The following is a 25,531-nucleotide window of genomic DNA, read 5'->3' on the forward strand; positions in this document are numbered from 1 at the left end:
GCTGGCGCTATCTGCAATGGCATCACGGCGCCTGCAGGCCAACCTGCAGGCGGGTGGGATGATCGTGGGCGTCTGGGAACCTCTCTGGCTCGGCGCTGGCGAGCAGCGCCTGTATGCCGCCTTGCATCCGTCGAAGGCAGCGTCGCCTCGGCTGGGCCTGGTGCTGGCGCCGCCGTTGCTGCATGAGCAACCGCGCAGCCGCCGGCTTATGACCGAGCTGGCCACGGCTTTTTCGGAGGTCGGAGTGCCATGCCTGCGCTTCGACTACTTCGGCACCGGGGATTCGGCGGGCGGTGGAGAGCAGCTCGAGTTCGCATCGATGCGGCGCGACCTGCAGCATGCGGCGCAGGCGCTGAAAGTAGGCGGCGGTGTCGAGCGAATCGGCGTGCTGGCCGTTCGCGGTGCCGCCTTGCCCGTGTTTTCGTGGATCCGTGAAGGCGGCATGGCAGAGCTGCTGGTGCTGTGGGAGCCGGTCGTCGACGGGCAGGCATGGCTCGCGGAGCTGGAAACGCGCGATGCGGTCGAGCGCAGGTCGCCGAAGCGTTATCCCATTGCCGCAGGTGCATTGCCGCCCGGCGTGTCCGGCGACGACCTGCAGTTGATGGGCTACCCCGTTTCGGCACAGTTGCGCCGTGACATCGCGCAGGCCGGCGTCGCCGACGATGGCGTGCATGCGCATCGCTGCTGGGCTGTACTGCGGGAGGACAACGACATCCTGCCCATCACGCTGGAGCGGGTGTTCAAGCTGCCCGCCGACACGCCGCTGATCGGTGCAGCCGTCAGCATGGATGCATCGGTTTTCGTCACGCCCGGCCTGCAACGGGTCGTGGATGAACTGGGTCGGGCCCTGCGGGAGGAGCGCTGAAGTCATGGACACGATGGTGCAGTTCGGACCGGAGCGACGCCTGGTCGGCGTGCTTACCGGCACTCCGGCGTCATCGCAGCGGCCGATCGTGGTGCTGCCCAGTGCCGGCCTGTTGCCGCGCGCCGGCCCGTTCCGGCTCCATGTCGAACTGTCGCGGCGATTGGCGCTGCAGGGTGTCAGCTGTTTTCGTTTCGACGTGCCGGGCGTCGGTGAGGCGCCGCGCCTGAAGGGCTGCGGCGGACGCGAGGCCACGCTGGCCGCGCTCGACCACCTGGCTACTTTCCATGGTGCGCGACAGTTCGTCGTGGGCGGCGTCTGCAGTGCCGCCGACGTGGCCTGGGGCGTCGCCCTGGCCGACTCGCGCGTATGCGGTGTATTGATGCTGGACGGGCTCAGCTATACCGGGCCGTGGTTCCAACTGGCACTGGCGGCAGGCGTGTTCAAGCGGCCCATACGCGAATGGCCCGGTGTGGTGCGGCGGCTGATGGGCCGCATGCAGAAACAGGAAAGCGAGCGCGCACCGGTGATCGAGGACTACCGCGACTGGCCCGAGCGACCGCAGGCGCAGAGCGAATTCGCGCGCTTGGTGGCGCGCGATGTGCGTTCGTTGTGGGTCTACACCGGCGGTTATACCGCGCGGTTCCTGCATCCACGCCAGTTCGCCTGGAGTTTCGGTGGTGCGGCGCACGACCGGCGCGTAGCCATGCATTACTGGCCCGATTGCGACCACACCTACTTCGCCAGGGCGCACCGCGACCGGCTGCTCGATACCGTGGAAGGCTGGCTGGTCAGCAGCTTCCCGCCACAGGGAATGTCCGCATGAGCGCCGAGCCCATCGTTCCCACTGCCATGCCGTCAACAGATGATCGCAACGTGCATTCGCATACACCGCTGTATGCGAGTGCTCATCAACGCGCTCTACGCGTGGCCTGCGTAATGCCCGCACGGGTGCCGGCGTGGCTGGCCCGGCTGCAGGAACTGGCCGCGGAGCATGACTGGCTGGAATGGACGTCGGTCCCGGTGGCGGGATTGTCGAACCATCAATTTCGCGTGCCCGGAGATCTACGCGCATTCCTGCGCCATGAGCGCTCGCGGCGGCCGCATGGCTCGGGTGCTTTCGCGCCGGTCGCGCTGCCGGTGTCGGTGCAGGGAGCAGACCTGGCTTCGGTCCAGGCCCGCCTGGCGGTATTGCGGCCGGACCTGATCGTGTTGATGGGCGCCCCGGATTGGGTCGAAGCGCTCGCACCGCAAGCCGCACTGGGCTGCTGGACGATCGACGATACGCTCGGCGATGCCGATGCGGCTGCGCAGGCGCTGCTATGGCCATTGCTGCGCGGCGAAACGGCGACAGCCGTCGAGCTCGAACTCGCAAGCCCGGGGCAGACTCCCATCGGTCTGGCCACCAGTTGGGGCTCCACGTGCCAGACGTCGGCCACCCAGCAGTGCGAGCACGCGTTTCGCAAGATTCCGGCCTTGGTGCTGCGTGCGCTGCGCGGCCTGCAGCAGGCAAACCTGGGGTCGCCATCGTCGCGGCAAGCGACTTTGCGGTTGAAGGCTTCGCCATTGCATGCCGGTGCGGGAATACGCGCGCTGGCCCGGACGCTCGCGGTTCGCTTCGGTATCCGCTGGCAACATCAAAGGCAGCCCTTTGAAGATCCCTGGTTCGTTTTGATCCGGCAGGACCGGGATCCGCTGGATCCCGAGCGGCCGGACATCACGCGATTCCAGGCGCTGACAGCCTCCGCTGCGCTGGGAACCCAGATCTGGGCCGACCCCTGCAGCATCGAGGCCGGCGACCGCAAGCTGATCTTCGTCGAAGAGTGCACGCCCGACGCGCGCATCGCCCACATCGCCTGCCTGGAAGTACCAGAGCAGGGGCCGGTGCGACGACTCGGTGTCGTGCTGGATCGCCCTTACCACTTGTCGTTCCCACAGGTATTCCGCTGGGAAGGGACTTGGTACATGACCGTGGAGTCCGGACAAGCCCGTTGCGTCACGCTGTATCGCGCACAGGGTTTTCCGATGATGTGGCAGCCCATGGGGGACCTGCTCAGCGGTCGCCACTGCGTCGACCCGGTGCTCCATCACCATGAGGGCCGCTGGTACCTGTTCGCCAACATCGCCGAAAGCGGCGGCAGCACGTGGGACGAATTGTTCCTGTTCGTGGCCGATACGCTGACCGGTCCGTATGTTCCCCATCCCGCCAATCCGATCGTGGCCGACGTGCGTCGCGCGCGTCCGGCCGGCCGGCTCTTCCTGCATGACGGACGCCTGATCAGGCCTGCGCAGGACTGCGCGGCCAGCTATGGCGCGGCGACCGTGTTCAACGAAGTGCTGACGCTCAGTCCGACCCAGTACCGCGAATGTCCGCTTGGGCGCCTGGATGCGAGTTGGGTGGACGGGCTGGACGGTTGCCACACCTACAGCGCCACCGGTCGCCTGGAGGTGCTCGATGCACGCGGTGTGCCGCGCAATGCTGCGCTGCGGAAGGTCGTCTGATCGCGAGCAGTGTCGTCGAGAAGATGCGGGTCAAAGCCACGATGGTGGCAACTATCGATCGAGGTCGATCAACAGGCAAAAAAAAGGAGTGCCCGGGTGAGGGGCACTCCTTTGAACGTCCGAACTTCGAACGAGGATGCAGTTGGCCTTGAAGCTTCAGTAGACCTTGAAGCTGGTGTTGGCCTGGGTGGTGGCGCCGTTGGCGGTGCCGACGACCTTCACGTTGTAGGTGCCGATCGAGGTGGAGCCAGTACCCGAGACGAAGCTCATCTTGGCGTAGCCGTAGCTGTCGGTGGTCACGGTCTGGACGATCGTGCTGACGCCATCCGGCTTGACGGCAGTGAACTTCACCGACGCACCCTGGAGCGGCTTGCCGTCCTTGAACACCCAGCTGCTCACCTTGACCGTGGAGCCGCGGTAGTACGAGGTCTTGTCCGTCGAGACGGTCTCGGTCAGGCCCGTGGGAGCCGGAGCCGGAGCCGGCGCGGCGCCGGTGCCAACGGTGAAGCTCGAGTTGGCGCTGGCGGTCGCCGAGCCGCTGGTGGCGACGGACGACACCTTGTACGTGCCGATCGAGCTCGAACCGGTGCCGGTGACGAAGTTCCAGCGGGCAAAGCCGTCGGCGCCGGTGGTCACGGTCTTGACGAGCGTGTCGACGCCGTTCGGCTTGACCGCGGTGAACTTGACGGTGGCACCGCTGACGGCATTGCCGTTGAGGAGCACACGCGAGCTCATGTAGACGGTCGCACCGGCGGTGTAGGCCGTCTTATCCGTGGCGACGGTTTCGGTCAGACCGGTGGTCGGCGGAGTGGTCGGCGGAGTGGTCGGCGGCGGGGTCGGATCGGTCGGCGGCGGGGTCGGATCGGTCGGCGGCGGGGTCGGGTTGGTCGGCGGCGGGGTCGTGCCACCGGCCTGGACCTCGTACGCACCGATGTCGGCCTGGGTACCCGACGGACGCGGGGCCATCACGAAGTCAGTGGTCACGCCGCTGACAACCGGCACCTTGTCGATCACCGGGCTGCCGGCCAGCGGCTGCGCGTCGAACGTGGCCAGGTTGGTGTTGGTCAGCTTCGGATCCTGGCAGACGCTGCCCGACGGGCACTGGCCGTTCTTGACGTTCCAGAACAGGTTGCCCTTATAGGTCAGCGAGGCCGTGCTGTTGTAGACGATGTGACCGGTCGACAGCGTGCTCGGAGCCAGGTAGTACGGCTTGCCGATGATGGCGTTGTTCTGGATCGTGAGCTTGGCGGCGGAGGTGCCACCGGTGCTCATGATCGCGCCCTGGCCTTCGCTGATGATCGTGTTGTGACGCACGTTCACCACGTTGCCGTCCTTCATCGAGATCGACAGCGCATTGCCGTTGGCGCGGCACATGTCGCCGGCCTGCATGTAGCCCTTGCCGGAGAAGTAGCTGCAGTAGCCGTCCAGGACCGAGTTCTCGATCGTGGCGTTGCCGTTGGTCTTGAGCTGGTTGCCGGCATTCGCATACGAGTGCAGGCGACGCACGGTCAGGGTCGTGCCGGCGGCACCGTCGAGGTACAGCAGGTCGACACCGTCGGAGACGTTGTGGTGGACGTCGGAGTCCTCGATCAGCCACTGGCCACCGGTGTAGTAGGTGCCCATGCCGTCGCCGTAACCGCCGGCCTTCTGCGCCCAGCAGTTGATCTTCTCGCCGGTCTGCCAGTTCTCGGCACAACCGTTCCACGCAATCTCGACCTGGCGCAGGATCATCTGGCCGCTGTTCGAGCTGGAGCTGGTGCCGACGTTGCCGTCCCAGCCGGCCCAGCCGTTGGCGTTCATCTTGACGCGCTCCATGGTCCAGTTGGACAGGCCACCGGCGTTCATCGCGTAGCCCGCCAGACCGTGGATGTTGAGGTCATGCAGCCACACGTTGCTGGACGCGCTGGCCTGGATGCCGGCGCGGGCCCAGTTGCCGTACGGAGCGGAGGTCTTGTTGCACGCGGCCGAGGCGGTGCTGTGGCTGGAGATACAGTTGCTCTTGTCGGTGATCTCGAGATAACCGACTTCAACGTTGTTGCTGCCAACCAGGTTCAGCACGCTGTTGGTGCGCTCGGCGCCCCACAGCTTCGGCGGCTTGGCGCTGTTGCCCAGGATGCGGGTCTTGGCCGTGCTGGTGCCGGACGGAATCTTGCCGAGCGCGCACGCGCTGCGGTCACCGGAGGCGCAGGTGCCGGCCATGCCAGCGGCGCCGTAGCCGATCATGTATTCGCCCGAGCCGATCATGAGCGTGTCACCACCGGCAATGCGCGGGGTGCCGCTGCTCGGCAGGGCATAGTAAGGATGCTTCCAGGCGCAGTTCTGGGCAGTGCCGCTACCGGAATACGGAGCGTCGGCACGGCCATTACACTGATTGGCGTCGCCGCCATCGGTACGAACGAAGTAGGTGGTGGCGGCCTGGGCGGAACCAAATGCTGCGAAACCGATCGGGGCGAGTAGCAGGGTGAGAGCGGACTGCGTGACCGCACGACGCGAAATTGCAAAAGACATCAGGGATACGACTCCTGTAAGGCCATCCGTAGTAGCGGGGGAAGAAATGGGCCAGTCCGTTGAGCCAGGGGTCGCATCCTAGGGACGGGGACCCCGGCAAAACGTGGCACGCTTCACAATTCGTGCCCGCAACCATTGACGACACCCCCATACCCCTGTTCACGAATGTGGAGCGTTCACACACGGCCGCGTTCACCTCTTCGAAGCGTAAAAGTGCCGTTAACTGCGAGTGGCCGATGGGCCCCGCTGCGCAGAAATTTCACGATCCCAAGCCCCTTTGCGACGCACGATGGGCCGGCGATCGCCTTGATGAGTGCGCTCTCTTGATCCCCCTGCAGCACCGGGAACGATTTCAGAGTCGGTGCCGCTAGCGCGGACGCTCCTGCGCAACTGGCCGAAGAGCAGGTTTGGATGCGTTTGTTGATATGTGTCGACGCCGCGCGTGCTGCGCGTCCCCCGCGTCGCGCATCACGATGACAAGGCGGGCCATGACCGGGCAAACACGATGCAGGCATTTCCCCAGATCGCGATGATCGTCCCGGCTTCCCTCTACCCAACCACCAACCGCGATGCATGCCATGACGATGGCCGGACGACGGTGGCCGGTGGTCGGGTGGTGTGCGGCAGTGCCTGCGGGCGATGGCGCCCATGACGCCGCCGTCTGCCGACGCGGCCTCCATGAAACCCGCGAATACGGTTGGTGTTGGTAAGCACTACGCGCGCTACTCCAGCGCGACGGTGATGGTGATGCTTGCCGGGCTGATCTCGTTCCCGGCGCTGACGCGACTGCTGGACAACACGCAGTACGGCATCCTGGGTTACTACGACACCTGGATCATGATGACCGTGGCGGTCATCAAGCTCGGCGCCCAGCACGCGATCCTGCGGCTCTATCCCTTCGGCGGCGACGAGTCGCGCCTGACCCACTTCGCGACCAACCTGGTGTTCCTGCCGATGATCATCTCGGTGGCGCTATGGAGCATCGGCATCATCGCCTTCACCAGCGTCAGCTGGTGGAGCGGCGGCTCCATCTCCCCGGTGTTGTGGTGCGCGATCCTGTCGATCCCGTTGCTGGTCTTCAACAGCCAGGTCGAGATGACCCTGAGGGTCAGCGAGCGCTCGCGGCTGCTTACGACGACCAAGATCGCCTCGCGGTGGTTGGAGTTGCTGGTGGTGCTCGGCGCCGTCGTCCTGATCCAGCGCAGCGCGCTGTCGGTGTATGCGGGCAAGCTGTTGTGCATGCTGATCGTCGCGGCTTTCTATGCGCGCTGGGTCCATCGTCACCTGCATTTCTCGCGCGCCGCCATCGACCTCGATTCATACCGGGCGTCGCTGCACTACAGCCTGCCGCTGGTATTGAACGAGATCGCCGGGGCCGCGCTGGTGTCGATCGACCGGGTCATGCTCAAGCACATGATCGGTGACTACGCCGCGGTCGGCATTTACACGGTGGGCTACGCGTTGGCGATGCAGCTTGGCGTGCTGGTGAACGCGCCGATGTGGGACGCCTTCAATCCGGTGGCCAACCGCATCCACGGCCAGGAAGGCCCGGCCAGGGTTCGCGCACTGAAGTCCAGGGTGCTGCTGCCGGCGACCTATGCCTGCATCGGTGTGGCCGCGGCGATCTGGGCGATCGGCTCGGATGCCTTGCAGATGCTCAGTGGCCCCAGTAAGGCCGCATCGGGGCCGGTGTTCGCCTGGGTCGGGACCATGTTCGCAATGGTGCTGTTGCTGGACCTGAGCGGGTACGGATTGCTGCTTCTCAAGCGATCCAAGACCGTAACGGCGCTGATGCTGCTGGCGCTGGCGGTGAACATCGGCCTGAACCTGATCTGGATTCCGGCCTACGGCTACATGGGCGCGGTGTACGCGACAGTGGCCGGGTACATGACGCTGGGCGTGACGCGCTGCGTGCTATGTCCACGGGACTTGTTCCAGATGCCCGAGCCACGGGTCCTGTCCATTGCCGTCGGTTCCGCCACGGTATTCCTGCTGGCAGTGTATTTTGCGGATCTGTCGGTGTTCCATGCGCCCTGGCAGCGCGTAGCGGTTGCCGGCGTACTGTGGCTGTCGTGCTACTTGGCGCCTGTGCTCATGCTGGATCACCGCGTGTGGCGCCTGGTCACGCACTGGCGCACCGAGATGACGATTCGCTGATTGGGGAAACAAGGCATGTGGCTGCTTTCACCCCTGAGCTGGTTGCTGCTGTCGGGGCTCGGGGCCTGCATCGCGGCACGACGGCGGTCGTCCCGATGGTTGCGGTTGCTTCTCGCCGCCGCCGTGTTGTCCACGATCGCGATGACGCCGATGTTCGCCAACCTGCTGCTGGGATGGCTCGAGCGGCCGCAACCCGTGCCGCCGCACTGCGTTGCCTCGCCGCCGCAGGTGGCGGTCGTACTGGCAGGCGGAGTGGACCGGGTTTCCAACGACGAGCGTGATATGTCGGTACTCGGCGCCGCATCGCGCCGTAGATTGGAAAGCGCAGTCGACTGGTGGCGCGAGCGACCGGGCCGGGTGATCGTGGTGTCGGGTGGCCCGGCCTGGCGCGGTGGCACTCCCGAAAGCCGATGGATGATCCGCCACGCACAGCGCCTGGGCGTGCCCGCGGCGGACCTGCGCGGCGAGGAGACTTCGTCGAACACCTGGGAGAACGCACAGGAAGTGGCGGCGATCGCGCCTGCGTTGCCGCGCCGCGTCGTGTTGATCAGTTCGGCCATGCACCTTCCACGCGCCCGATATGCGATGGAACGCGCCGGGTTCGACGTCTGCCCGATCGCCACCGACTGGCGCAGAACGCCGTTCGGATTGCCGGGCTACCTGATTCCGCAGAGCAGCGCGCTGTTGAAGACAGAGGCGGCGCTGCACGAGTTGGTGGGGATGGCGTATTACCGTTGGCTGGCATCGCGCGACGGACGAAATCGGCATGATTGAGATCGGCGCGATTGAGATCGGCGCGATGAGAGCGGCGCGATGAGAGCGGCGTGATTGAGATCGGCGCGATCGAGTGCGCTGCCCGCTATGGTTTGCGCGAACCCTGCGCCTGCACTTCGATCGCGCCGATATCCGGTGCGGTCCCGACCGGGCGCGGCTTGCGGTTGAAGTCGTCCTTCGGCTGGGGCAGTGCCTTGCCGGCGTCGATCAATGGGCTGCCGGCCCGGGGCGTGGCGTTGAAATGGGCCAATGACGCATCGGTCAAGCCCGGGTCGCTATCGCAGAGGTTGCCGGCGGGACATTTGTTGTCCTTGATCTTCCAGAACAGATTGCGCTCGAATACGACGGACGCGTCGCTGTCGCTGGCGTAATGACCGCAGACGTCGTCGTGATTGCCGTCCTTGGAGCGCCATTCGCTGCCGCCGAGGAAGACGTTGTTTTGCACCAACACCCTGGCCGCATCATTGCCGCCCAGCGTGATCAACAGGCAATCGCCCTGGCCGGCCAGCGTGTTGTGACGCACAGTCGCCAGCGCACCGCCAGTCAGCGTGAGGGACAGCGTGTTGCCCATCGCCCGGCAATGGTCGGTTTCGATCATGTTGGAAGTGGGGAAGCTGGCGAAATAGGCGCAGCTTCCGACGGCGATGCTGTTCTCGATCGTGACGGGGCCGGCAACCTTGATCTGGTTGCCGCCGTTGCCTTCGGCGCGCACGCGTCGCACCGTCACGCTGCCGCTGCCGTCCATGTAGAGCAGATCCAGGCCGTCGGAGGTGTTGTGGTGAATCCGCATGTCCTCGAACAGCCATTGGCCGCCGCTGCGCGCGGTCCCAAGGCCGTCGCCGTAGCCGCCCTGTTTTTGCCCCCAGCAGCCGAAGACCTGCTTGCCGGGATAGCGTTCCCCGCAGCCGTTCCACGAGATCTCTCCGCCGCTGAAGACCATGCGCCCGCTGTTGCTGGAACTTCCACCCTTGCCCTGGCTGATGTCGCCGTCCCAGCCGGCCCAGCCATTGGCACGCAGCTTCACCCGTTGCAGCGTCCAGTCGCGCACGCGGCCAGCGCGGATGCCGTTGACGGCCATGCCGTGGATGTCCAGGTCGCGCAGCAGCACGTTGCCCGAGTCGCGGGCATAGAGGCCGTACTCGCCCCAATCGCCGAAGGGGGCCGCGTCGCTGCGACAGCGCTCGGTTTCGCCGGCGGTCTTTCCGGCATGGTTGTGTCCCTTGATGCACCCGCTGTGGTCGGTCACTTCCAGGCAGGCGAGTTCGACATTCGAACTGTCTTCCAGCCGGAGCACCATGCGTGCGCGTTCCGTGGCCCATAGCTCGGGCATCTTTCCCTTGCATTGGCCCATGTCGTTGTTGCCGAGGATCCGCGTGAGCTGGGTAGGCGAGGGACCACCGGGTACCGGCGCCATCACGCAGTCGGCGCGCGAGTCGCTGCTGCATGCGTCGGCGTCCGGCGCACCGAAACCCATCATGTAAGAGCCATCGTGGATGACCAGCGTGTCACCGCCGGCAATGCGCGGCGGCTTGCCGGGGGGCAGGGCATTGAAAGGATGCTTCCACGCGCACGACTGAGCGCTGCCCTTGCCCGGATAGGCGGCGTCGCTTCGCCCGTCGCACTGTTCGCTGTCGCCGCCGTCGCTGCGCACGTGGTAGGTGGCGGCCGTCGCCGGAGCTGCTGCGGCCACGAAGAGCAGCAGCGCTGATATTGCCAGCTCACTGGCCGCGCGGACGTGCGCGGCCGTCACTTGGAGAGTATCCGATAGCGGCCGGGCAGGATGCGCTCGGACAGTGGATAGCGACCTGCGATCGCCTGCGCCAGGTCCAGGCGCGGCGTATCGCTGGCCTTGGCGGCGGCGATGGCGGCGTGCCGCTTCAGCAGCGTGTAGCGCTCCACCAGGCCGCACATGATCCAGAAGTTGGCCATGACCAGTCCCTCGTGGAATGGCGAGCCGTACAGGTTGCCCATCGCCATCGCGATCACGGCCACGGTGAAGCCCATCCCCAGGGCGTTGACTTCGGCATCCGAGCCGTCGTCGGACCGACGCAGGGCGAGTGCCAACCGCAGCATGCGCCACAGCACCCACAACATCGCGATCAGGGCGAGCGGACCGCACTCGGTCAGCATCAGCACGTACATGTTGTGCGCATCGAAGTCGGAATAGTCGGAGTATTCGCCGATCTTGCGCGGGAAGCGGTTCAGGCCCACGCCTGCCGGGTGGTCCTGCCACATCTTCATCGCGCCTCCCCAGATCTCGAAGCGGCTGGCGGTGCTGACATCGAGCTGGGCGCGCCCCGAGGGGGTGTACTGCTGCGTGCCTGCGACGCGCTCGGTGACGCCTTCGGGGAGCAGGCTGATGGCGGGTATGGTGGCCAGCGCCAGAAGTACCGCCAACACCAGGTGGCGGCGTACCAGCAGCAGCGCCACCGCAAGGATCGCGATCAGATACGACTGTCGTGAATAGGTCAGCATGATGGCCATCGTCACGATGACGCAACCGCCGATTGCGATCGCAGTCCATACCTTGTGGCCACGCAGGAACAGAGCGTATGCGACAAACATCGGCAGGAACATGGCGAAGAACACGCCGGCGCGGTTGGCCGAGCGATAGTCGCCGAACGGCCCGGCGAAGCGGTTGGTTTCGGAATAGCTGGCGAAGGCGTTGTTGGCCAGGCCCTGCATCAGTGTGTCCGCGCCCGCTGCCACCACCACCGCCAGGCACAGGTAGATCAGCTGGCGTGTCCCGCGTAGGTCCTGCTTGCAGCGTCGGTATACGAAATAGAACAGGGGCGGGAACACGAAGTTCTTCAGCGCGGTGATGTCGGCCTGCGAATCACCCGGCAGGGTCGTCACGGCGATGAGATAGCCGATCAGCACGGCCAGGAACAGGAAGACCAGTGGAGGCGTGAGCACCCCGGTGGTGTGGCTGGTGAGCTGGTCGCGCGGCGACAGCACCAGCGCTATCACCATCGCGATCAGCAGGAGGTTGGCCAGGTTGAGCGCCGGGATGCCGGTGTCCAGCGGCAGGTACAGCAGGTTCGGCATCAGCACGATGGGAACCGCGAGGATCAGCCTCAGCAGCATGGTCAGGCCCCTTGCGGCGTGGCGTCGAGGAAGCGCTGCGCCCACAGTTCCAGGCAGATCACCTGCCACAGCGCTTCGCGCCGGTCGGCGCGACCGCTGGTGTGTTCGACAAGCAGCGCGCACGCGGCGCGCGGGTCGCACAGGCCGCGCTCGCGAAAGGCGCGGCTGGTGAACGTGTCGTGCGCCATCTCGCGCAGCGGGCCGCGGAACCATTGCGCCAACGGTATCGCGAAGCCCTGTTTGGGCTTGCTGAGCGGACGCTGCGGCAGCCAACGTTCGGCGACGCGGCGCAACAGGAATTTGCCTCGGCCGTGACGAAGCCGGAACGACTCCGGCAGGCTCAGCGCGAACTGTGCCAGTTGCGGATGCAGGAACGGCGAGCGTCCCTCCAGCGAATTGGCCATCGCCATGCGGTCGAGCTTCACCAGGATGTCGTCGGGCAGGTAACTCTGAAGGTCGATCGCCACGGCGCGGTCCAGCGACGAGCGGCCCGCACCCAAATCGGCATCGGCCTCGTCCAGGCATGGCAGGTGGTAGTGGCGCGCACCGCCGGCGTCGGGATGCAGGGCACGGGCGGTGTCGGCTCGCATCAGCGCGACGCCGCTCAGGTAGCGCTCTTCGCGCGGCAACTGCAGGCGCTCGCCGATGCGGCCCAGGCGGCCGCCAAGCGGATCGGGCAGCAGCGCGCCGGCCACCCGCAGCGCCGCAGCGGCCGGACGGCCGAGCAGACCCAACTGGTCGAGCGTCAACAGCCGCAGGTATCGGTCATAACCGCCGAACAGCTCGTCGCCGCCGTCGCCGGTCAGCACCATCTTGACGTGGCGCCGTGCCAGTTGTGAAACGAGGAACGTCGGCACCGCCGAGGAGTCGGCGAACGGCTCGTCGAAATGCCAGGCCAACTCGTGCAGCAGCGACACCGCATCGGGTTCCACCACCAACTCGTGGTGCTCCGTGCCCAGATGCCGCGCAACCTGGCGCGCATCGTCGAGTTCGCTGAAGGCTTCTTCCTTGAAGCCGATGGTGAAGGTCTTGACCGGCTGCGACAGGTGTCGCGCCATCAGCGCCACCACCGTGCTGGAGTCGAGCCCGCCGCTGAGGAATGCACCGAACGGCACGTCCGATACCAGGCGACTGGAAACGGCGCTGTCGAGCAGGCCGGCCAGCTCCTCGGTGGCCTCGTCTTCGGACAGCGAGGTCTTCTTTTCCAGGCTGGGACGCCAGTAGCGGTGAATGTCGATGCGGCCATCGCGGCAACGCAGCCAGTGTCCTGGCGGCAGCTTGGATACGCCGGCGAAGATGCTGCCGGGCGAGGGCACGTAGCCATAGGTCAGGAAGGCGCGCAGCGCATCGGGGGCGACGTCGCGCGGGCAGTCGGTCGACTGCAGCAGTGACTTCAGCTCCGAGCCGAACAGCAGGCGCCTGGGGTTGTTGGTGTAGTAGAGCGGTTTCTCGCCGAAGCGGTCGCGCGCGAGCAGCAACTCGTCCGTGCGCCGGTCCCAGATGGCGATCGCGAACATGCCGTCCAGGCGCGCGAAAGCATCGGCGCCATGGCGCAGATAGCAGTGAAGGATGACTTCGCCATCGCCCTGCGTGCGGAAGGTGTGGCCTTCACGTTCGAGTTCCAGGCGCAGGTCGCGGAAGTTGTAGATCTCGCCGTTGAACACCAGGCAGACCTGTCCGTCAGCGGCATACAACGGCTGGTGTCCGCCGGCGACGTCGATGATCGACAGCCTTCGCATGCCGAGCATGGCGCGTTCGTCGCGGTGCAGGCCGTCGTCGTCGGGACCGCGGTGGCGGATCACCTCTATCATGCGCCGCCCCAACGACTCCGATGGCGGCTGTTGGCCGGCAGACACCACCATTCCCGCGATTCCGCACATGGTTCACACGCTCCGGTTGGGAACCGCGGCGGCGACCGGCGCAGGTTCGTCGTCGTACAGAGCGACCAGTTTGTTGAGCACACCGTCCAGCCCGGCCTGGCGGACCACCGCGGCGCGCGCCGATTCGCTCATCGCGCGCCATTGCCCGGGATCGAGCGAGGCGGCTGCGAGCAGGCTGGCGGCCAGCCCGTTGCGGTCGCCGACCTCGAACAGCCAGCCGTTCTCGCCGGGGTGCACGAAGTCCTCATTGCCGCTGATCCGGCTGGCGACCATGGGCAAACCCGAAGCCATGCATTCCAGCAGCGTGTTGGACAGCCCCTCCATGCGCGATGGCAACACGCCGATGGTGGCCTGCGCCAGCAGGTCCTCGATGTCGGTGCGGTGTCCGGTGAAGGTCACACGCTCGGCGATTCCCAACGCCTGCACGTCGGCTTCGAGGTTGGCGCGCTGCGATCCGGTGCCGACGATCGTCAGCGTGGCCTCGGGGTGGCGCGGTGCTATGTCGGCGAAGGCGGCCAGCAGGGTCGGCAAGCCTTTTTCCCGGACCAGCCGGCCAATGAACAGGAATCGCGGCGGATGCAGCGACGGACGAGCGGGCGGCAGGAAGCGCGCACTATCGACGGCGTTGGGAATGGCCGCGATGCGTGCCTGCGGCACGCCGCGGGAAAGCAGAGTGGCGGCGATGCGTTGGCTGATGGCCTGCCAGGCGTCTGCGCGCATCAACACGCGTCGCACCAGCTTGCCACGCCATCCCGAGTCCGGCGACAGCGCGCCGCGATCCAGGTCCCACGAACCGGACACCTTGATCACCACGCGCTTGCCCAGCCACGGACCCAGCCAGGCGCAGATCACGCCCCATTGTCGCGCGACGTGGACGTGCCAGACATCGAAGTCGTCGCGATGCCGGTACAGGAACCGCGCCAGCGCCAGCCACAGCGCGGGCCCGCCGATCAAGCGCAATCGCGGGTACCGCAGTCGGAACACCGGTACGCCGTCGACGTGGGCCAACTCGGCCTGGGGGGCGTGCTCGGCGAGGGGAGCTACGACAGCGACGTGAATGCCACGCTGATGCATCGCCCGGGTCAGCGTGCGAACCTGCGCTTCCGCGCCGCCGCCGCGGTCGGGAGGATACGGCCCCTCCATCACCATCAGGACGCGGGCATGGCCGTTGGTATCGTCGCGGTTCATGGCCGGTCATCCACGGCGGAACGGCCCGGCAGGCCGTCGCGATTGCGGCTCGCGCGCGGTTCCGTCCCACGCAGTACACGGTCGTAGATGGCGGTGGTGTCGGCCACCATCGTCGGAACGGTGTGGCGCGCATGGACCTGGTCTTGCGCTTCGGCGGAAAGGCGGGCACGAAATGCGGGATCTGTGCCCATGCGACGCAGGCAGGCACCCAGCGCATGGTGATCGTCGTTGGCGAACAGCAGGCCGGTACGCCGGTCCTCGACCAGCTCGCGGTTGCCGCCGACCGCCGAAGCGATCACCGGGCATCCCACGGCCATCGCCTCGAGCACCGCATTGGACATGCCTTCCTGGCAGGACGGCAGCACCAGGAAGTCCGCGGCCTGCATCAGCGCGATGGCGTCGCGACGCTCACCCAGGAAGCTGACGTCGGCGGTCAGCCCCGAGGTAGCGACCATCATGCCCAGGTCGTCGCGCAGGGGGCCGTCGCCGGCGATGGCGAGCCAGGGGCGCGACTGCATGGACAATCCCGCCAGCGCCCGCACCAGGCAAGCCGGGTTCTTTTCCCGCACCAGCCTGCCGACGAACAGGCCGAAGGCACGCCCGTGCGGCACGCCTATGCTGTGGCGTAATGCGGCGCGCTGGTTCTCGTCCAGCATCGCGGGGATGTCGACGCCGTTGGCGACGACGTCGAAGCGATCCAGCGCAATGCCGGTGTGGGTGGAGGCCGCCTTCGCGCAGGCCAGGGCATTGGCGATGACCGCATCGCTGCGCGACAGAGCGAAACGCTTGAGCTTCCAAAACTGCGGCGACTCGCTCAGGTACAAGCCGCGCACGGACGAGACTTGCCGTGGAGCATGCGGCACCAGCAGCCGCGCCACCGCCGTCCACAACTCGGCGGTCAACGAAAAGGCGTGCACCAGGTCGTAGCGACCGCTGCGCAACAGCGCGGCATAGCGCAGGACGAAACCGGGATCGAAACGGCCCTGCTTGGGCAGGTGCCGCACCGCGATCCCGAGGTCTTCGACTTCACCGATCAGGAACGAGGGATTGCGGAAGTACAGCAACTCCGGCTGCCAACGTGTGCGATCCAGTCCCGTAAGCAGATGCGTGATCTGGCGCTGGCTGCCGCCAACCTCCATCTCGTCGCTCACCACCAGCAGGCGTTTAACGGCCATTGGCGACCTCCGCCATGTAGCCATGCAGGCGCGTGGCTTCCTTGCGGGCATCGAAAGCATGCTCGATGCGGACCCGGGCACGTGCGGCCAACCGGGCCCGCAATTCGGGTTCCTCCAGCAGGCGCTGGATGGCGTCGGCCAGCGCCACCGGATCGCGCTCGGATACCAGGATGCCGTCGCGGCTGTCCTCGATCAGTTCCGGTATCCCGGACACGCGCGTGCTCACCACCGGACAGCCGCTAGCCATCGCTTCCATCAGCGCCACCGGGATGCCGTCGCGGTTGCCGTCTTCGGCGACCTGCGAGGGCAGCACGAACAGTGTGGCGGAGTTCATCGAGCCACGCACGACGTCCTGGGTCTGTGCGCCGGCAAAGTCGATCATGTCCGTGACGGCGCAGTCGTGGGCGAATTGGCGCAGTTCGTCGCCCATCGGGCCGGAGCCTATCAGGCGGCAGTGGAAGCGAACGTCGCGCTGGCGCAACAGTCCCAGCGCCTCGATGAGCGTCTCGAAACCCTTGATCGGATCGAGCCGGCCCACCGCGAGGATCGTGGCGGTGGCGCGGCCGTTGGGCTGCCATGGGTTCTTGTCGAGGTCGACGCCGCAATGCACGACCTTGAGCTTGTGCTCGGCCTTCGGCGTGGCATGGTGACTCAACCAGTCGACGTTGTAGTGCGAGATGGTGACCGCCAGTGCCGCATCGTCGATCTTGCGCGCCAGCATCTGCCGCTCGATGAAGATGTCGTGGGCGTGGCATGTGAACCCAAACGGGCGGTCGAGGACGCGGCCCAGCACCCAGGCGACCGTGGTCGGATAGGTCGCCCAGTGGGCGTGGATCAGCTGCGGGTCGAATCCCTTCAGCCACGACACGTGCTCCAGGCCGCGAAAGACCGCGACCAGCGACTTCACCATCACCACCGGATGGCGCCAGCTGTCGGCCACGATGGCGGCCAGCGAACCCAACACCACTCCGGGATGGCGGGCGATGGCCGTCAGCGATTGGGTCAGCGTGCGCAGCAGGTGCGGATGCAGGGCACGATCGAGCAGCGCGGCGGACTCGCGCTGGATCGGATCGCGCGACGGCGGCTTCAGCGACAGGATGCGGACATCGACGCCCTGCGCGATCAGCGCGGAGATCTCGCGGACGATGAAGGTCTCGCACAGGCAGGGGAACTGCGAGACGACGTACAGGGCCCGCTGCAGCGGAACTTGCTCGCTCATCGCGACACCCCGCGCGGCGTGGTCCGCCAAAGGTGCGCATTGGGATTGCGCAGGTAATCGGCAAGCCCGAGCAGTGCGCTGGCATTGAGGCTGAGGAACGCCGCGGCGAGACGGGCCGGCAGCCAGGCCCGGGCCAGCGCGGGAACGCCACGTCCGAGCAGTGCCAGCGCATACGCCAGCAACTGCAGCATGAACACGATCAGGTAGAACCGCCCCGCGGTAGCCGCGAGCGCCGCATTGCTGAGCAGTGCCAGCAGCAACAGCCACGGCGCGAGCAGGCGCAACCACTTGTGTCCCCACAGCCGCCACGCCAGCGGATGCGCGCCTGGCACGGCCAAATGCGGCCAGCGATGCAGCAATTGGTAGTTGCCGCTGAGCGTGCGGCGCTTGCGGGCTTCCTCGGTCGCCGGATCGGCGGCGGCGCGGTCGTACGCCAGCGCCTGCGGAACGAACACGACGCGGTATCCCGCCTCGGCGATGCGCAGCGGAATCCACATGTCGTCGAGCACGATGCCCGGCGGAACTTCACCGATCGCGGCGCGGCGCGCCGCATACAGCGCTCCGGTCACGCCGACCAGGGAACCGCTGGCGCTCTCCACGCGGCGGATCGCCTTCTCGTAGCGCCAGTAGGCGTCGATGCCGCGGCCGTAGCCCTGCGCCGATTCGAGGACCAGTTCGCCGCTGGCTGCTCCGACGAGTTCGTCGGCGAAAGCGGCCGCCAGTGCGCGCACGGCACCGGTGTCGATGCGCTGGCGCACGTCGGTGAACAAAACGAGGTCGGCATCCAGGGAAGCCAGGGCGCTGCCTATGCAAGCGGACTTGCCCTGGCGTTGCGGGTGGGCGAGGACGCGGATGCGTTCCGGGCTTGCTTCGCCAGCGATTCGGCGGGCGGCCGCTTCGGTGGCATCGTCGCAACCGTCGCAGACGACGGTGATGCGCAGGCGATCGGCTGGATAGTCCAATGCCAGCAGGTTGTGCAGCTTGTCCTCGAGCAGGGCCGCCGCGTTGTGCACCACCAGCAACACGTCGACCCGCGGCGTCTGCGCACGCGCCAGCACGGGGCGCGGCCGCAGGCGCGCCAGCGCCGTCATCAACGCGGGGTAGCCGAGGTAGGTGAACACCAGCGCGAGCAGGCTCAGCCAGAACACCAGCTCAACCAAAACGATGCCGGGACGCATCGACTCCATGTCAGCCTCCCTGGTCGGGAGACTGCCGCACCGGCCGGCTGCCGGTCCGATCCGGCTGTATGGAGCGACGTCGGAGGGCAGAGGTCATGCGCATGGGGCGGGTCGTCAGCGGCGATAGAACACGGTGATGAAGTAGGCGTTGTCTTCGTAGCTTCGGCCTGGGGCATTGCTGTCGCGCTCCAGGTAGCGTGCGTCAATGCGGCCGATCCAGTGGCGCGTGAACTGGTTCTCGAGGCCGAGGTTGAAGGTCGTGTTCTTGTCCTCGCGGTCGATGTCGTCGTAGTCGCGGTCCTCGTAACCGGCCACGAACGACAGGGTCAACAGCGGGCGCAACCGGTAGTCGATATCGAGCAGGGCACCGGTGCGGTTCTGGTCCTGGTTAAGCGTCGCGTCGTCGAAGTAGCGCAGACGCCGGTAGTACGGCTGCAGCCGCAGGCTGGTCCGCTCGCTGGTGTACTCATAGGCGAGCTTGGCCATGCGTTCGCGATAGACGTCGGGGTCGACCACGATGTCGGGGTAGTACAGGTAGACGATGTCGCGGTCGGCGAAATCGAAGGTCGGAGTGATCAGGTTCTGGGTGGCGTCGGTGAACTGGTAGCGCGCGGTCAGGCGCAACAGGCTGCGCGACGAGAAGCGCCAGTCGGCCCGCACGCGCGCGAGCGGATCATCGTCGTGGTCCGGGCTGGCCTCGCGGTCCAGTTGCGTGTAGCCCAGGTCCAGGTCGAAGCTGAGCTTGGGCCCCTTGCGCCCATAGCCGACGTACGCGTCGTAGCGCTTGTAATCGGAAGCCGCGCCTTCGCTGTCGTACTTGATGTCTGCTGCTTCCAGGTTGCCGCTGATCTTGGAGGTTGCATCGATCTCGTGCAGAACGCGGGCCGCAGCGCTGTAGCGATCGCCGTTGAACTCATCGCTTTCCTCGGCGTAGCTGTTGCCATAGCGTAGGTCGAACTGTCCGCGCGTCGCAGCGCCGAAGCGCGCATACAGCGTCGGGCCGGTCACGAACAGATTGACCTGCTGCTCGTTGTCGGGGGAGGAGGCGGCCAGTTCGTCGATCTGTTGTGGGCTCATGTAGTCCTGGAATACCCAGTCCAGGCGATCGGGCAACAGCGACCAGTCGACGTTGCCGGCGAACTTGCCGCGGAAGCGGTCGTCGAAGGTGTTGTCCAGGTACATCGGGTAGCGGAAATCGCCCCGTGCCTGCACCTTCACCCGTGGACCGTCCTGTTCGGCCGTGAAGCGCAACAGGGGAGTCACGATGGTGTCGCTGACCTCGTTGTCTTCGGTCAGGCTCAGGTTGTCGTCATATCCGACCGACAGGCCGACGTCGTATTCGAGATCGAGCGCTCCCGCCGTCCCCGGCAGTGCCGCCACCAGTGCCAGAATCAGCGGCGTCCTGGACGCGAAACGGTAGTAGCGATCGAACTGCCCCCTCTTGCGTGCGCTCGTCATGAGATCGGCCTCACACGCCCTGGTTGAATACGACACCGGCGAATTTGTTCGGGTCGAAGTTGGCCGCTGCCTGGGCGATCGCGGCAGGGTTGTCGCGGCCGTAGCCTGCGACCAGCACGACGATGTCGGCCAGGTCGGCCAGGATGCGGGCGTCAGGGCCCGAACTGACCGGCGGTCCGTCCAGCAGCAGGTATCGCGCCGGGTAGCGGTTGCGCAGCGTGTCCAGCAGCAGGTGCATGCGAAACGAGGAGAAGTACTCGCCGCCGAACTCGTCCGGAGTGCCGGCCGGGATCAGGCGCAGCCTGGGCACGCCGGTCTCGTAGACGATGTCGGCCAGATCGGTCTCGGCGTCGCGCAGGTAATCGGTCAGGCCGCCGCGCACCGGATCGATATGCATCGTCGTGTGCTGGCTGGGATGGTAGGGATTGCAGTCCAGGATCATCGCGCTGCGGGTGTCGTGGAAGGCGAATGCGGCTGCGAGGTTGCGGCACACGTAGCTGGCGCCGCTGCCGGGACTGACCGCAGCCACCAGCGTGACGAAATTGTGGCCGTCGGCGGTGGCCTGCAGGCGCGTGCGCAGGTCGCGGAACGCGTTGACCTCGGGGCGCGGCACCAGGCTGTTGCTGATGATCGAGCGCTCCTGCAACTGCGCCGGCGTCAGCGTGTGCCGCTCCACCACGGGGCTGACGGTGTGGTCGGGCTTGGGCCGTTCGAGCTCGTCGTTGTGGGACAGCGTGCGAGGTGCGGTCATTGGGCGAGTATCCATCGAGCGGATAGGGCCAGCCCGTAGGCCAGCGGCACCACCAGGATCAAGATGCATGCGATGCCGAGCTTGCGCTTGGAGTCTTCGCGGCGGCGCTGGGTGTTTTGCATCGGAATCGTGCCCAGCACCGGCAGGCCGGCCAGTTGCTCGACCTGCGCCGGTGAGCGCACGCGATTGTCCATCTTGAGCAGGCCGAACACGAACAGCAGCGGCGCGATCACCGCTAGGAACAGACCGATGCCGGCCACGTGCACCAGGCGCAGTCCGCCGCTGGGCTGCAACGGAATGGCGGCCGGTTCCAGCACGCGGAAGGTCAGTCCGCGCTTCTCGGTGTCCATGCTCATTGCGACTTGCGCGTTCTCGCGGCGCTTGAGCAGTTCCTTGTAGACATCGCGATTGACCTCGTAGTCGCGGGTCAGCTCGGTCATCACGCCGCTGGCGGACGCGACGCGCTCGCTGCGCGCCATCTCTTCCTCGAGCAACTCCCTGCCGAGCTTGATCCGCTCGCTTGAAGCGGCGGTGCGGCCGCTGGCATCGGCCAGGCGGGTGGAAATGTCGCCGTACACGGGGTTGAGCGATGCAGTGCCTGCGGACGCGCCGCGCGGCACCACCAGCGTCGATTCCGCCGCCGCTCTGCTGCGCACGCCACTTTGCAGGTCGCGGATCTGGCTATTGATGCGCACCACGTCCGGATGCTGGTCGGTGTAGCTCAGCAGCAACTTCGCGCGTTCGGCCTGCAGCTCGGCCATCTGTACCTGCATCATGCTGCCGCGGCTCTGCATCACGCCCAGTGGGCTTTGCCGCGACAGTTGCGAGCGCAATGCGCCTTGCGCTGCCTGCGCGTCGGCCAGGTCCAGCCGAGCGTCGTCGACTGCGCGTCGCAGTTCGGCGATACGGCGAATCACGTCGTCGTCCGACCCCGCGCGCGCATCGGGGTTGGCCTTGCGGAAGGCGGCCAGCTTGGCTTCGGCGTCGCGCAGACGGGTGTGGTAGCGCGCCACTTGCGCGCTGGTGAACTCGTAGGCGCTCTTGGCCTGGGCGGCACGGGCCGCCAGGCTTTCCTGGATGATCATTTCGCCGATCTTTCCGGCGACGCGGTACGCGCGCAGCGGACTGCTGTCGCTGTAACTGACCCGCACCAGGTTCGGCATCTGCTTGGACGAGCTGATATCGGTCCGGTTGGCGATCTGCTTGATCAGCTGTTCCTGTTCCAGCGCACTGGGATGGCTGTCCATCCAGCCGCCGACTTTCAGGACCTCGCGCATCACCTTGCGGCTGAACGCCACCTCGCGCGCGATCGCGGACCGGTCCACGACTTCGGCGTTGGCCGGGGACTTTCCGGTCGCCAGGGTGTTCTCGTCCACCATGATCGTGGTGGACGAGGTGTAGTTCTTCGACAGGGTCAGACCGAAGAACAACGCGCCCAGCGCGATCGTCGCGAAGATCGCGGCGAGGAACACCGGACGGCGACGCGTCTCCTCGAAGACGACGGGCAACAGCGTCGCCGTCGTCGGCAGGCGACTCTCGGGGGCGACCCATTCGACTAGCGCTGTATTCATAGGGCGCGTTCAGGCACGGTGATCACGTCGCCCGGGGCCACCGGATAGTTGGTCGCCAGGTCGCCGCTGTTGAGGATGCGGTCGAGCTTGACCGCGTAGCTCTGGGTTTCCTGCCCATTGCGGCGGTACAGACCGGAGCGGTCGGGTGCCGCGAACTCGGTAACGCCGCCGGCGGCCAGCACCGCGTCGAGCACGGTCATGCCCTGGCGATACGGGATGGACACCGGGGTCCGCACGGCGCCGGTGACGCGCACCCTGGAGAGGTACTCGTGGCTGCGCAGTTCGGTGAGGATCACCGTGACCTGGGGCTCGCGGACGTAGGTGGCGAGCTTGCTCTGCACTTCCTTGGCGACCTCATCCGGCATCCGGCCGGCCGCTGTCACATCGCCGACGAGCGGGACGGTGATGTTGCCGTCGGGTCGCACCGGAGCGGTGATGCTCAGCTCGGGGCTGCGCCACACCGACACCTGGACGACGTCGTCGACCCCGATGCGGTAGGCCGAGGCCGTGGTCGGCACATTGGCGGGGGGCGCGGTGGATAGGGCACCGCTGGAGCTCGCGCACGCGGCCAGCAGCAATGACACACAGACAGCCCACAAAGCGAACACGATGCGCATGGCGATTCTCCCTTCTAGCCCTGTTGCGAACGGGGGGGGCGGGGTAACCCGGCCAGCCGGACGCCGTAGCCATGCAACTACGGGGCCAACGTTGGACGGCGTTCAGCTCCCGTGGATCAACTCCCGTAAAAGCCGCGATACCACTCCACGAACCTGCGTACTCCTACCTCTACCGGTGTGGAGGGCGTGTATCCGGTGTCGCGCTGCAGCGCCTGGACGTCGGCGTAGGTGTCGGGCACGTCGCCAGGCTGCAGCGGCAGCATCCGCAGTTCGGCCTTGCGGCCCAGGCAGTCCTCCAGCACCTCGATGTATCGCAGCAACTGGATCGGCCGGTGACTGCCGATGTTGTAGACGCGGTACGGCGCCGTGGAACTGGCCGGGTTGGGGGCCAGCGGATCGAAATCCGGGTCCGGCCCGGGGATGCGGTCGAGCGTGCGGATCACGCCTTCGACGATGTCGTCGATGTAGGTGAAGTCGCGCGTGTGGTGGCCGTGGTTGAAGACATCCAGCGGCTCGCCGGACAGGATGCGGCGCGTGAACAGGAACAGCGCCATGTCCGGGCGGCCCCATGGACCATAGACCGTGAAAAAACGCAGGCCCGTGGTCGGCAGCGCGAACAGGTGGCTGTAGGTGTGCGCCATCAGCTCGTTGGCCTTCTTGGTCGCCGCGTACATGCTGACCGGGTGGTCGACGCTGTCGGCCACGTCGAACGGCAGCTTGCGGTTGGCGCCGTACACCGAGCTGGACGAGGCGTAGACCAGGTGCTCGACGCCGCGATGACGGCAGGCCTCGAGCACGTTCATGAAACCGACGATGTTGCTGTCGATGTAGGCGTGGGGGTTTTCCAGCGAGTAGCGCACGCCGGCCTGCGCGGCCAGATTGACGACGCGCTGGGGGGCGAACTGCGCGAACGCGGCATCCAGTGCCGGTCGATCCTCCAGCGCCGCCCGCACGAAGGTGAAGCCGGCGTGCGGCAGCAGCCGGTCCAGCCGCGCCGCTTTCAGCCGGGGGTCGTAGTAGGCGTTGAGGTTGTCGTAACCCAGCACTTCGTCGCCGCGTTCGAGCAGGCGTTCGCTGAGGCGCGATCCGATGAAGCCGGCGGCTCCCGTGACAAGTACGCGCATGCTTCCGGCCCCTACAGACAGCCGTCGACGCTGGCGCGGGGGAAAGCGCCCTTCACGTCGAACAACACCGCGTCCGGCGTGCCGAACGCGCGGATGCCGTCGATGCCAAGTTCGACGAACTCGCGGTGGGCGACGGCAAGGATGACCGCGTCGTACTGGCCCGGAACGGGGTCGGCCACCAGGTCGATGCCGTATTCGGCATGCGCATGCTCGGCGCTGACCCAGGGGTCGTGCACGTCCACCTTGGCGTTGAAACCGCGCAGCTCATTGACGATGTCCACCACCTTGGTGTTGCGCAGATCCGGGCAGTTTTCCTTGAACGCCAGTCCGAGCACCAGCACGCGCTTGGGCGCGGCCTTGCCGTTGCACTTGGACATCAGCCGCACCAGGCGGCGGGCGACATATCCGCCCATGCCATCGTTGATTCGCCGGCCGGCGAGGATCATGTCGGCGTGATGGCCGATCTGCTGCGCCTTGTGGGTCAGGTAATAGGGGTCCACGCCGATGCAGTGACCGCCGACCAGACCCGGGCGGAACGGCAGGAAATTCCACTTGGTGCCGGCCGCGCGCAGGACTTCATGCGTGTCCATGTCGAGCCGGTGGAAGATCATCGCCAGCTCGTTGATCAGCGCGATGTTGACGTCGCGCTGGATGTTCTCGATCACCTTGGCCGCTTCGGCGACGCGGATGCTGGAGGTCTTGTGCGTGCCCGCCGTGACGATGCGCCGATACAGCGCGTCGACGAAATCGGCCGCCTCGGGCGTCGATCCGGACGTCACCTTCTGGATGGTTTCGAGCCGGTGCTCGTGGTCGCCGGGGTTGATCCGCTCGGGGCTGTAACCGGCGTAGAAGTCCGCGTTGTAACGAAGGCCGGATTCGCGTTCGATGATCGGGACGCACACCTCTTCGGTGGCGCCCGGATAGACCGTGGACTCGTAGACCACGACGCCGCCCGGCGCGATTGCGCGCCCGACGGTGCGGCTTGCCGATTCCAGCGGGCGCAGGTCGGGGCGCTTGAACTCGTCGATAGGGGTCGGCACGGTGACGATGAATACGTTGCAGTCCGCCAGCGTCTCGGCATGGCTGGAGCAGGTGAGCATCGTGGCCGCGCGCAGTTCCTCGGACGAGACTTCGAGCGTGTGGTCGTGATGGCGGCCGAGTTCGGCCACGCGTTCAGCATTGATGTCGAACCCCAATGTCGGGAAGTGGCGACCGAATGCGACGGCCAGGGGAAGCCCGACATAGCCCAGGCCGATCACCGCAATCCTGATCCGATCCATGGAAGGCAGCGGGGCGGTCATCGCGTCACGTTCTCCGGTCTGGGGGGATGCTTCGAGGTCAGAGCACGCGATGCGTGCCCGAAGGCGGACATGGCCGGACACCGGAACGCAGTCCCCTGTACGAAATCAGAACGCAGAACGCCGCGATTACCGGCAAGCGGTGGTTTCTGCGTTGTGACTGTCGAAGGCGAACAACGGAG

The 25,531-nt window shown here is 66.5% G+C and carries 19 protein-coding genes; 5 read left to right on the forward strand and 14 right to left on the reverse strand.

Translation table 11 applies throughout. The features are described from left to right. The first annotated feature begins 16 nt into the window (after positions 1–16). The 3 genes from J2X06_RS06805 (at position 17) to J2X06_RS06815 (ending at position 3,364) form a co-directional block, all read left to right on the forward strand. Positions 17–865: a hypothetical protein gene (locus tag J2X06_RS06805; protein ID WP_310059979.1), complete on the forward strand. Its 849-nt coding sequence runs from the start codon at positions 17–19 to the stop codon at positions 863–865. 4 nt (positions 866–869) lie between these two features. Beyond that, positions 870–1,688 (forward strand): hypothetical protein, encoded by an 819-nt coding sequence (locus J2X06_RS06810; RefSeq protein ID WP_310059982.1) that lies wholly within the window; start codon positions 870–872, stop codon positions 1,686–1,688. A 113-nt stretch (positions 1,689–1,801) separates the two neighbouring features. Continuing rightward, a complete protein-coding gene (locus J2X06_RS06815) occupies positions 1,802–3,364 on the forward strand; it encodes a glucosamine inositolphosphorylceramide transferase family protein (protein WP_310059984.1) in 1,563 nt (520 codons plus the stop codon). A gap of 156 nt (positions 3,365–3,520) precedes the next feature. On the opposite strand, the gene J2X06_RS06820 is transcribed toward J2X06_RS06815, so the two are convergent. Further along, positions 3,521–5,872, reverse strand: coding sequence for a choice-of-anchor Q domain-containing protein (locus J2X06_RS06820; protein ID WP_310059986.1), 2,352 nt, complete (start codon positions 5,870–5,872; stop codon positions 3,521–3,523). A 678-nt stretch (positions 5,873–6,550) separates the two neighbouring features. On the opposite strand from J2X06_RS06820, the gene J2X06_RS06825 reads away from it, so the two are divergent. After that, the gene (locus tag J2X06_RS06825; protein WP_310059989.1) at positions 6,551–8,029 is read left to right on the forward strand and encodes an oligosaccharide flippase family protein; all 1,479 of its coding nucleotides are present in this window, start codon (positions 6,551–6,553) and stop codon (positions 8,027–8,029) included. A gap of 15 nt (positions 8,030–8,044) precedes the next feature. After that, the gene (locus tag J2X06_RS06830; RefSeq protein WP_310059992.1) at positions 8,045–8,803 is read left to right on the forward strand and encodes a YdcF family protein; all 759 of its coding nucleotides are present in this window, start codon (positions 8,045–8,047) and stop codon (positions 8,801–8,803) included. A gap of 85 nt (positions 8,804–8,888) precedes the next feature. On the opposite strand, the gene J2X06_RS06835 is transcribed toward J2X06_RS06830, so the two are convergent. The 13 genes from J2X06_RS06835 to J2X06_RS06895 form a co-directional block, all read right to left on the reverse strand. Next, positions 8,889–10,553 carry a right-handed parallel beta-helix repeat-containing protein gene (locus J2X06_RS06835; RefSeq protein ID WP_310059993.1) on the reverse strand — a complete coding sequence of 555 codons (1,665 nt, stop codon included), beginning with the start codon at positions 10,551–10,553 and terminating at the stop codon, positions 8,889–8,891. Continuing rightward, complete coding sequence (locus tag J2X06_RS06840) at positions 10,550–11,890, reverse strand: O-antigen ligase family protein (RefSeq protein ID WP_310059996.1); 1,341 nt, start codon at positions 11,888–11,890, stop codon at positions 10,550–10,552. The genes J2X06_RS06835 and J2X06_RS06840 overlap by 4 nt, the downstream gene beginning before the upstream one ends. A gap of 2 nt (positions 11,891–11,892) precedes the next feature. Continuing rightward, on the reverse strand, positions 11,893–13,770 hold the full coding sequence (gene asnB, locus J2X06_RS06845; RefSeq protein ID WP_310059998.1) for an asparagine synthase (glutamine-hydrolyzing): 1,878 nt from the start codon (positions 13,768–13,770) through the stop codon (positions 11,893–11,895). Between the two features lie 3 nt (positions 13,771–13,773). Further along, positions 13,774–14,958 (reverse strand): glycosyltransferase, encoded by a 1,185-nt coding sequence (locus J2X06_RS06850; RefSeq protein WP_310060000.1) that lies wholly within the window; start codon positions 14,956–14,958, stop codon positions 13,774–13,776. Then, positions 14,955–16,133, reverse strand: a complete 1,179-nt coding sequence (locus tag J2X06_RS06855; RefSeq protein ID WP_310060002.1) for a glycosyltransferase — start codon at positions 16,131–16,133, stop codon at positions 14,955–14,957. Before J2X06_RS06855 ends, J2X06_RS06850 begins: the two co-directional genes overlap by 4 nt. Next, the gene (locus J2X06_RS06860; RefSeq protein ID WP_310060004.1) at positions 16,123–17,352 is read right to left on the reverse strand and encodes a glycosyltransferase; all 1,230 of its coding nucleotides are present in this window, start codon (positions 17,350–17,352) and stop codon (positions 16,123–16,125) included. The genes J2X06_RS06855 and J2X06_RS06860 overlap by 11 nt, the downstream gene beginning before the upstream one ends. Further along, entirely contained in the window at positions 17,349–18,539 is a 1,191-nt protein-coding gene (locus J2X06_RS06865) for a glycosyltransferase family 2 protein (RefSeq protein ID WP_310060006.1), read from the reverse strand. The genes J2X06_RS06860 and J2X06_RS06865 overlap by 4 nt, the downstream gene beginning before the upstream one ends. A 105-nt stretch (positions 18,540–18,644) precedes the next feature. Then, positions 18,645–19,988: an outer membrane beta-barrel protein gene (locus J2X06_RS06870; protein ID WP_310060009.1), complete on the reverse strand. Its 1,344-nt coding sequence runs from the start codon at positions 19,986–19,988 to the stop codon at positions 18,645–18,647. A 10-nt stretch (positions 19,989–19,998) separates the two neighbouring features. Further along, positions 19,999–20,739 (reverse strand): polysaccharide biosynthesis protein, encoded by a 741-nt coding sequence (locus tag J2X06_RS06875; RefSeq protein WP_310060013.1) that lies wholly within the window; start codon positions 20,737–20,739, stop codon positions 19,999–20,001. Then, positions 20,736–22,310 (reverse strand): XrtA system polysaccharide chain length determinant, encoded by a 1,575-nt coding sequence (locus tag J2X06_RS06880; protein WP_310060015.1) that lies wholly within the window; start codon positions 22,308–22,310, stop codon positions 20,736–20,738. Before J2X06_RS06880 ends, J2X06_RS06875 begins: the two co-directional genes overlap by 4 nt. Further along, the gene (locus J2X06_RS06885) at positions 22,307–22,927 is read right to left on the reverse strand and encodes an XrtA/PEP-CTERM system exopolysaccharide export protein (protein WP_310060018.1); all 621 of its coding nucleotides are present in this window, start codon (positions 22,925–22,927) and stop codon (positions 22,307–22,309) included. The genes J2X06_RS06880 and J2X06_RS06885 overlap by 4 nt, the downstream gene beginning before the upstream one ends. Before the next feature lie 116 nt (positions 22,928–23,043). Continuing rightward, positions 23,044–24,051, reverse strand: a complete 1,008-nt coding sequence (locus J2X06_RS06890; RefSeq protein WP_310060020.1) for an NAD-dependent epimerase — start codon at positions 24,049–24,051, stop codon at positions 23,044–23,046. 11 nt (positions 24,052–24,062) lie between these two features. Then, the gene (locus J2X06_RS06895) at positions 24,063–25,352 is read right to left on the reverse strand and encodes a nucleotide sugar dehydrogenase (protein WP_310060023.1); all 1,290 of its coding nucleotides are present in this window, start codon (positions 25,350–25,352) and stop codon (positions 24,063–24,065) included. Positions 25,353–25,531 lie beyond the last annotated feature (179 nt).

It is taken from the genome of Lysobacter niastensis (assembly GCF_031457115.1).
In the GTDB taxonomy this organism is placed as follows: domain Bacteria; phylum Pseudomonadota; class Gammaproteobacteria; order Xanthomonadales; family Xanthomonadaceae; genus Lysobacter_J; species Lysobacter_J niastensis_A.

What these genes read in the sequence shown, in the direction of transcription:
- J2X06_RS06805 (WP_310059979.1), top strand. Translation starts at nt 17, where the DNA reads ATGGCATCACGGCGCCTGCAGGCCAACCTGCAGGCGGGTGGGATGATC.
- J2X06_RS06810 (WP_310059982.1), top strand. Translation starts at nt 870, where the DNA reads ATGGACACGATGGTGCAGTTCGGACCGGAGCGACGCCTGGTCGGCGTG.
- J2X06_RS06815 (WP_310059984.1), top strand. Translation starts at nt 1,802, where the DNA reads ATGCCCGCACGGGTGCCGGCGTGGCTGGCCCGGCTGCAGGAACTGGCC.
- J2X06_RS06820 (WP_310059986.1), bottom strand. Translation starts at nt 5,872, where the DNA reads ATGTCTTTTGCAATTTCGCGTCGTGCGGTCACGCAGTCCGCTCTCACC.
- J2X06_RS06825 (WP_310059989.1), top strand. Translation starts at nt 6,551, where the DNA reads ATGAAACCCGCGAATACGGTTGGTGTTGGTAAGCACTACGCGCGCTAC.
- J2X06_RS06830 (WP_310059992.1), top strand. Translation starts at nt 8,045, where the DNA reads ATGTGGCTGCTTTCACCCCTGAGCTGGTTGCTGCTGTCGGGGCTCGGG.
- J2X06_RS06840 (WP_310059996.1), bottom strand. Translation starts at nt 11,890, where the DNA reads ATGCTGCTGAGGCTGATCCTCGCGGTTCCCATCGTGCTGATGCCGAAC.
- asnB (WP_310059998.1), bottom strand. Translation starts at nt 13,770, where the DNA reads ATGTGCGGAATCGCGGGAATGGTGGTGTCTGCCGGCCAACAGCCGCCA.
- J2X06_RS06850 (WP_310060000.1), bottom strand. Translation starts at nt 14,958, where the DNA reads ATGAACCGCGACGATACCAACGGCCATGCCCGCGTCCTGATGGTGATG.
- J2X06_RS06855 (WP_310060002.1), bottom strand. Translation starts at nt 16,133, where the DNA reads ATGGCCGTTAAACGCCTGCTGGTGGTGAGCGACGAGATGGAGGTTGGC.
- J2X06_RS06860 (WP_310060004.1), bottom strand. Translation starts at nt 17,352, where the DNA reads ATGAGCGAGCAAGTTCCGCTGCAGCGGGCCCTGTACGTCGTCTCGCAG.
- J2X06_RS06865 (WP_310060006.1), bottom strand. Translation starts at nt 18,539, where the DNA reads ATGGAGTCGATGCGTCCCGGCATCGTTTTGGTTGAGCTGGTGTTCTGG.
- J2X06_RS06870 (WP_310060009.1), bottom strand. Translation starts at nt 19,988, where the DNA reads ATGACGAGCGCACGCAAGAGGGGGCAGTTCGATCGCTACTACCGTTTC.
- J2X06_RS06875 (WP_310060013.1), bottom strand. Translation starts at nt 20,739, where the DNA reads ATGACCGCACCTCGCACGCTGTCCCACAACGACGAGCTCGAACGGCCC.
- J2X06_RS06880 (WP_310060015.1), bottom strand. Translation starts at nt 22,310, where the DNA reads ATGAATACAGCGCTAGTCGAATGGGTCGCCCCCGAGAGTCGCCTGCCG.
- J2X06_RS06885 (WP_310060018.1), bottom strand. Translation starts at nt 22,927, where the DNA reads ATGCGCATCGTGTTCGCTTTGTGGGCTGTCTGTGTGTCATTGCTGCTG.
- J2X06_RS06890 (WP_310060020.1), bottom strand. Translation starts at nt 24,051, where the DNA reads ATGCGCGTACTTGTCACGGGAGCCGCCGGCTTCATCGGATCGCGCCTC.
- J2X06_RS06895 (WP_310060023.1), bottom strand. Translation starts at nt 25,352, where the DNA reads ATGACCGCCCCGCTGCCTTCCATGGATCGGATCAGGATTGCGGTGATC.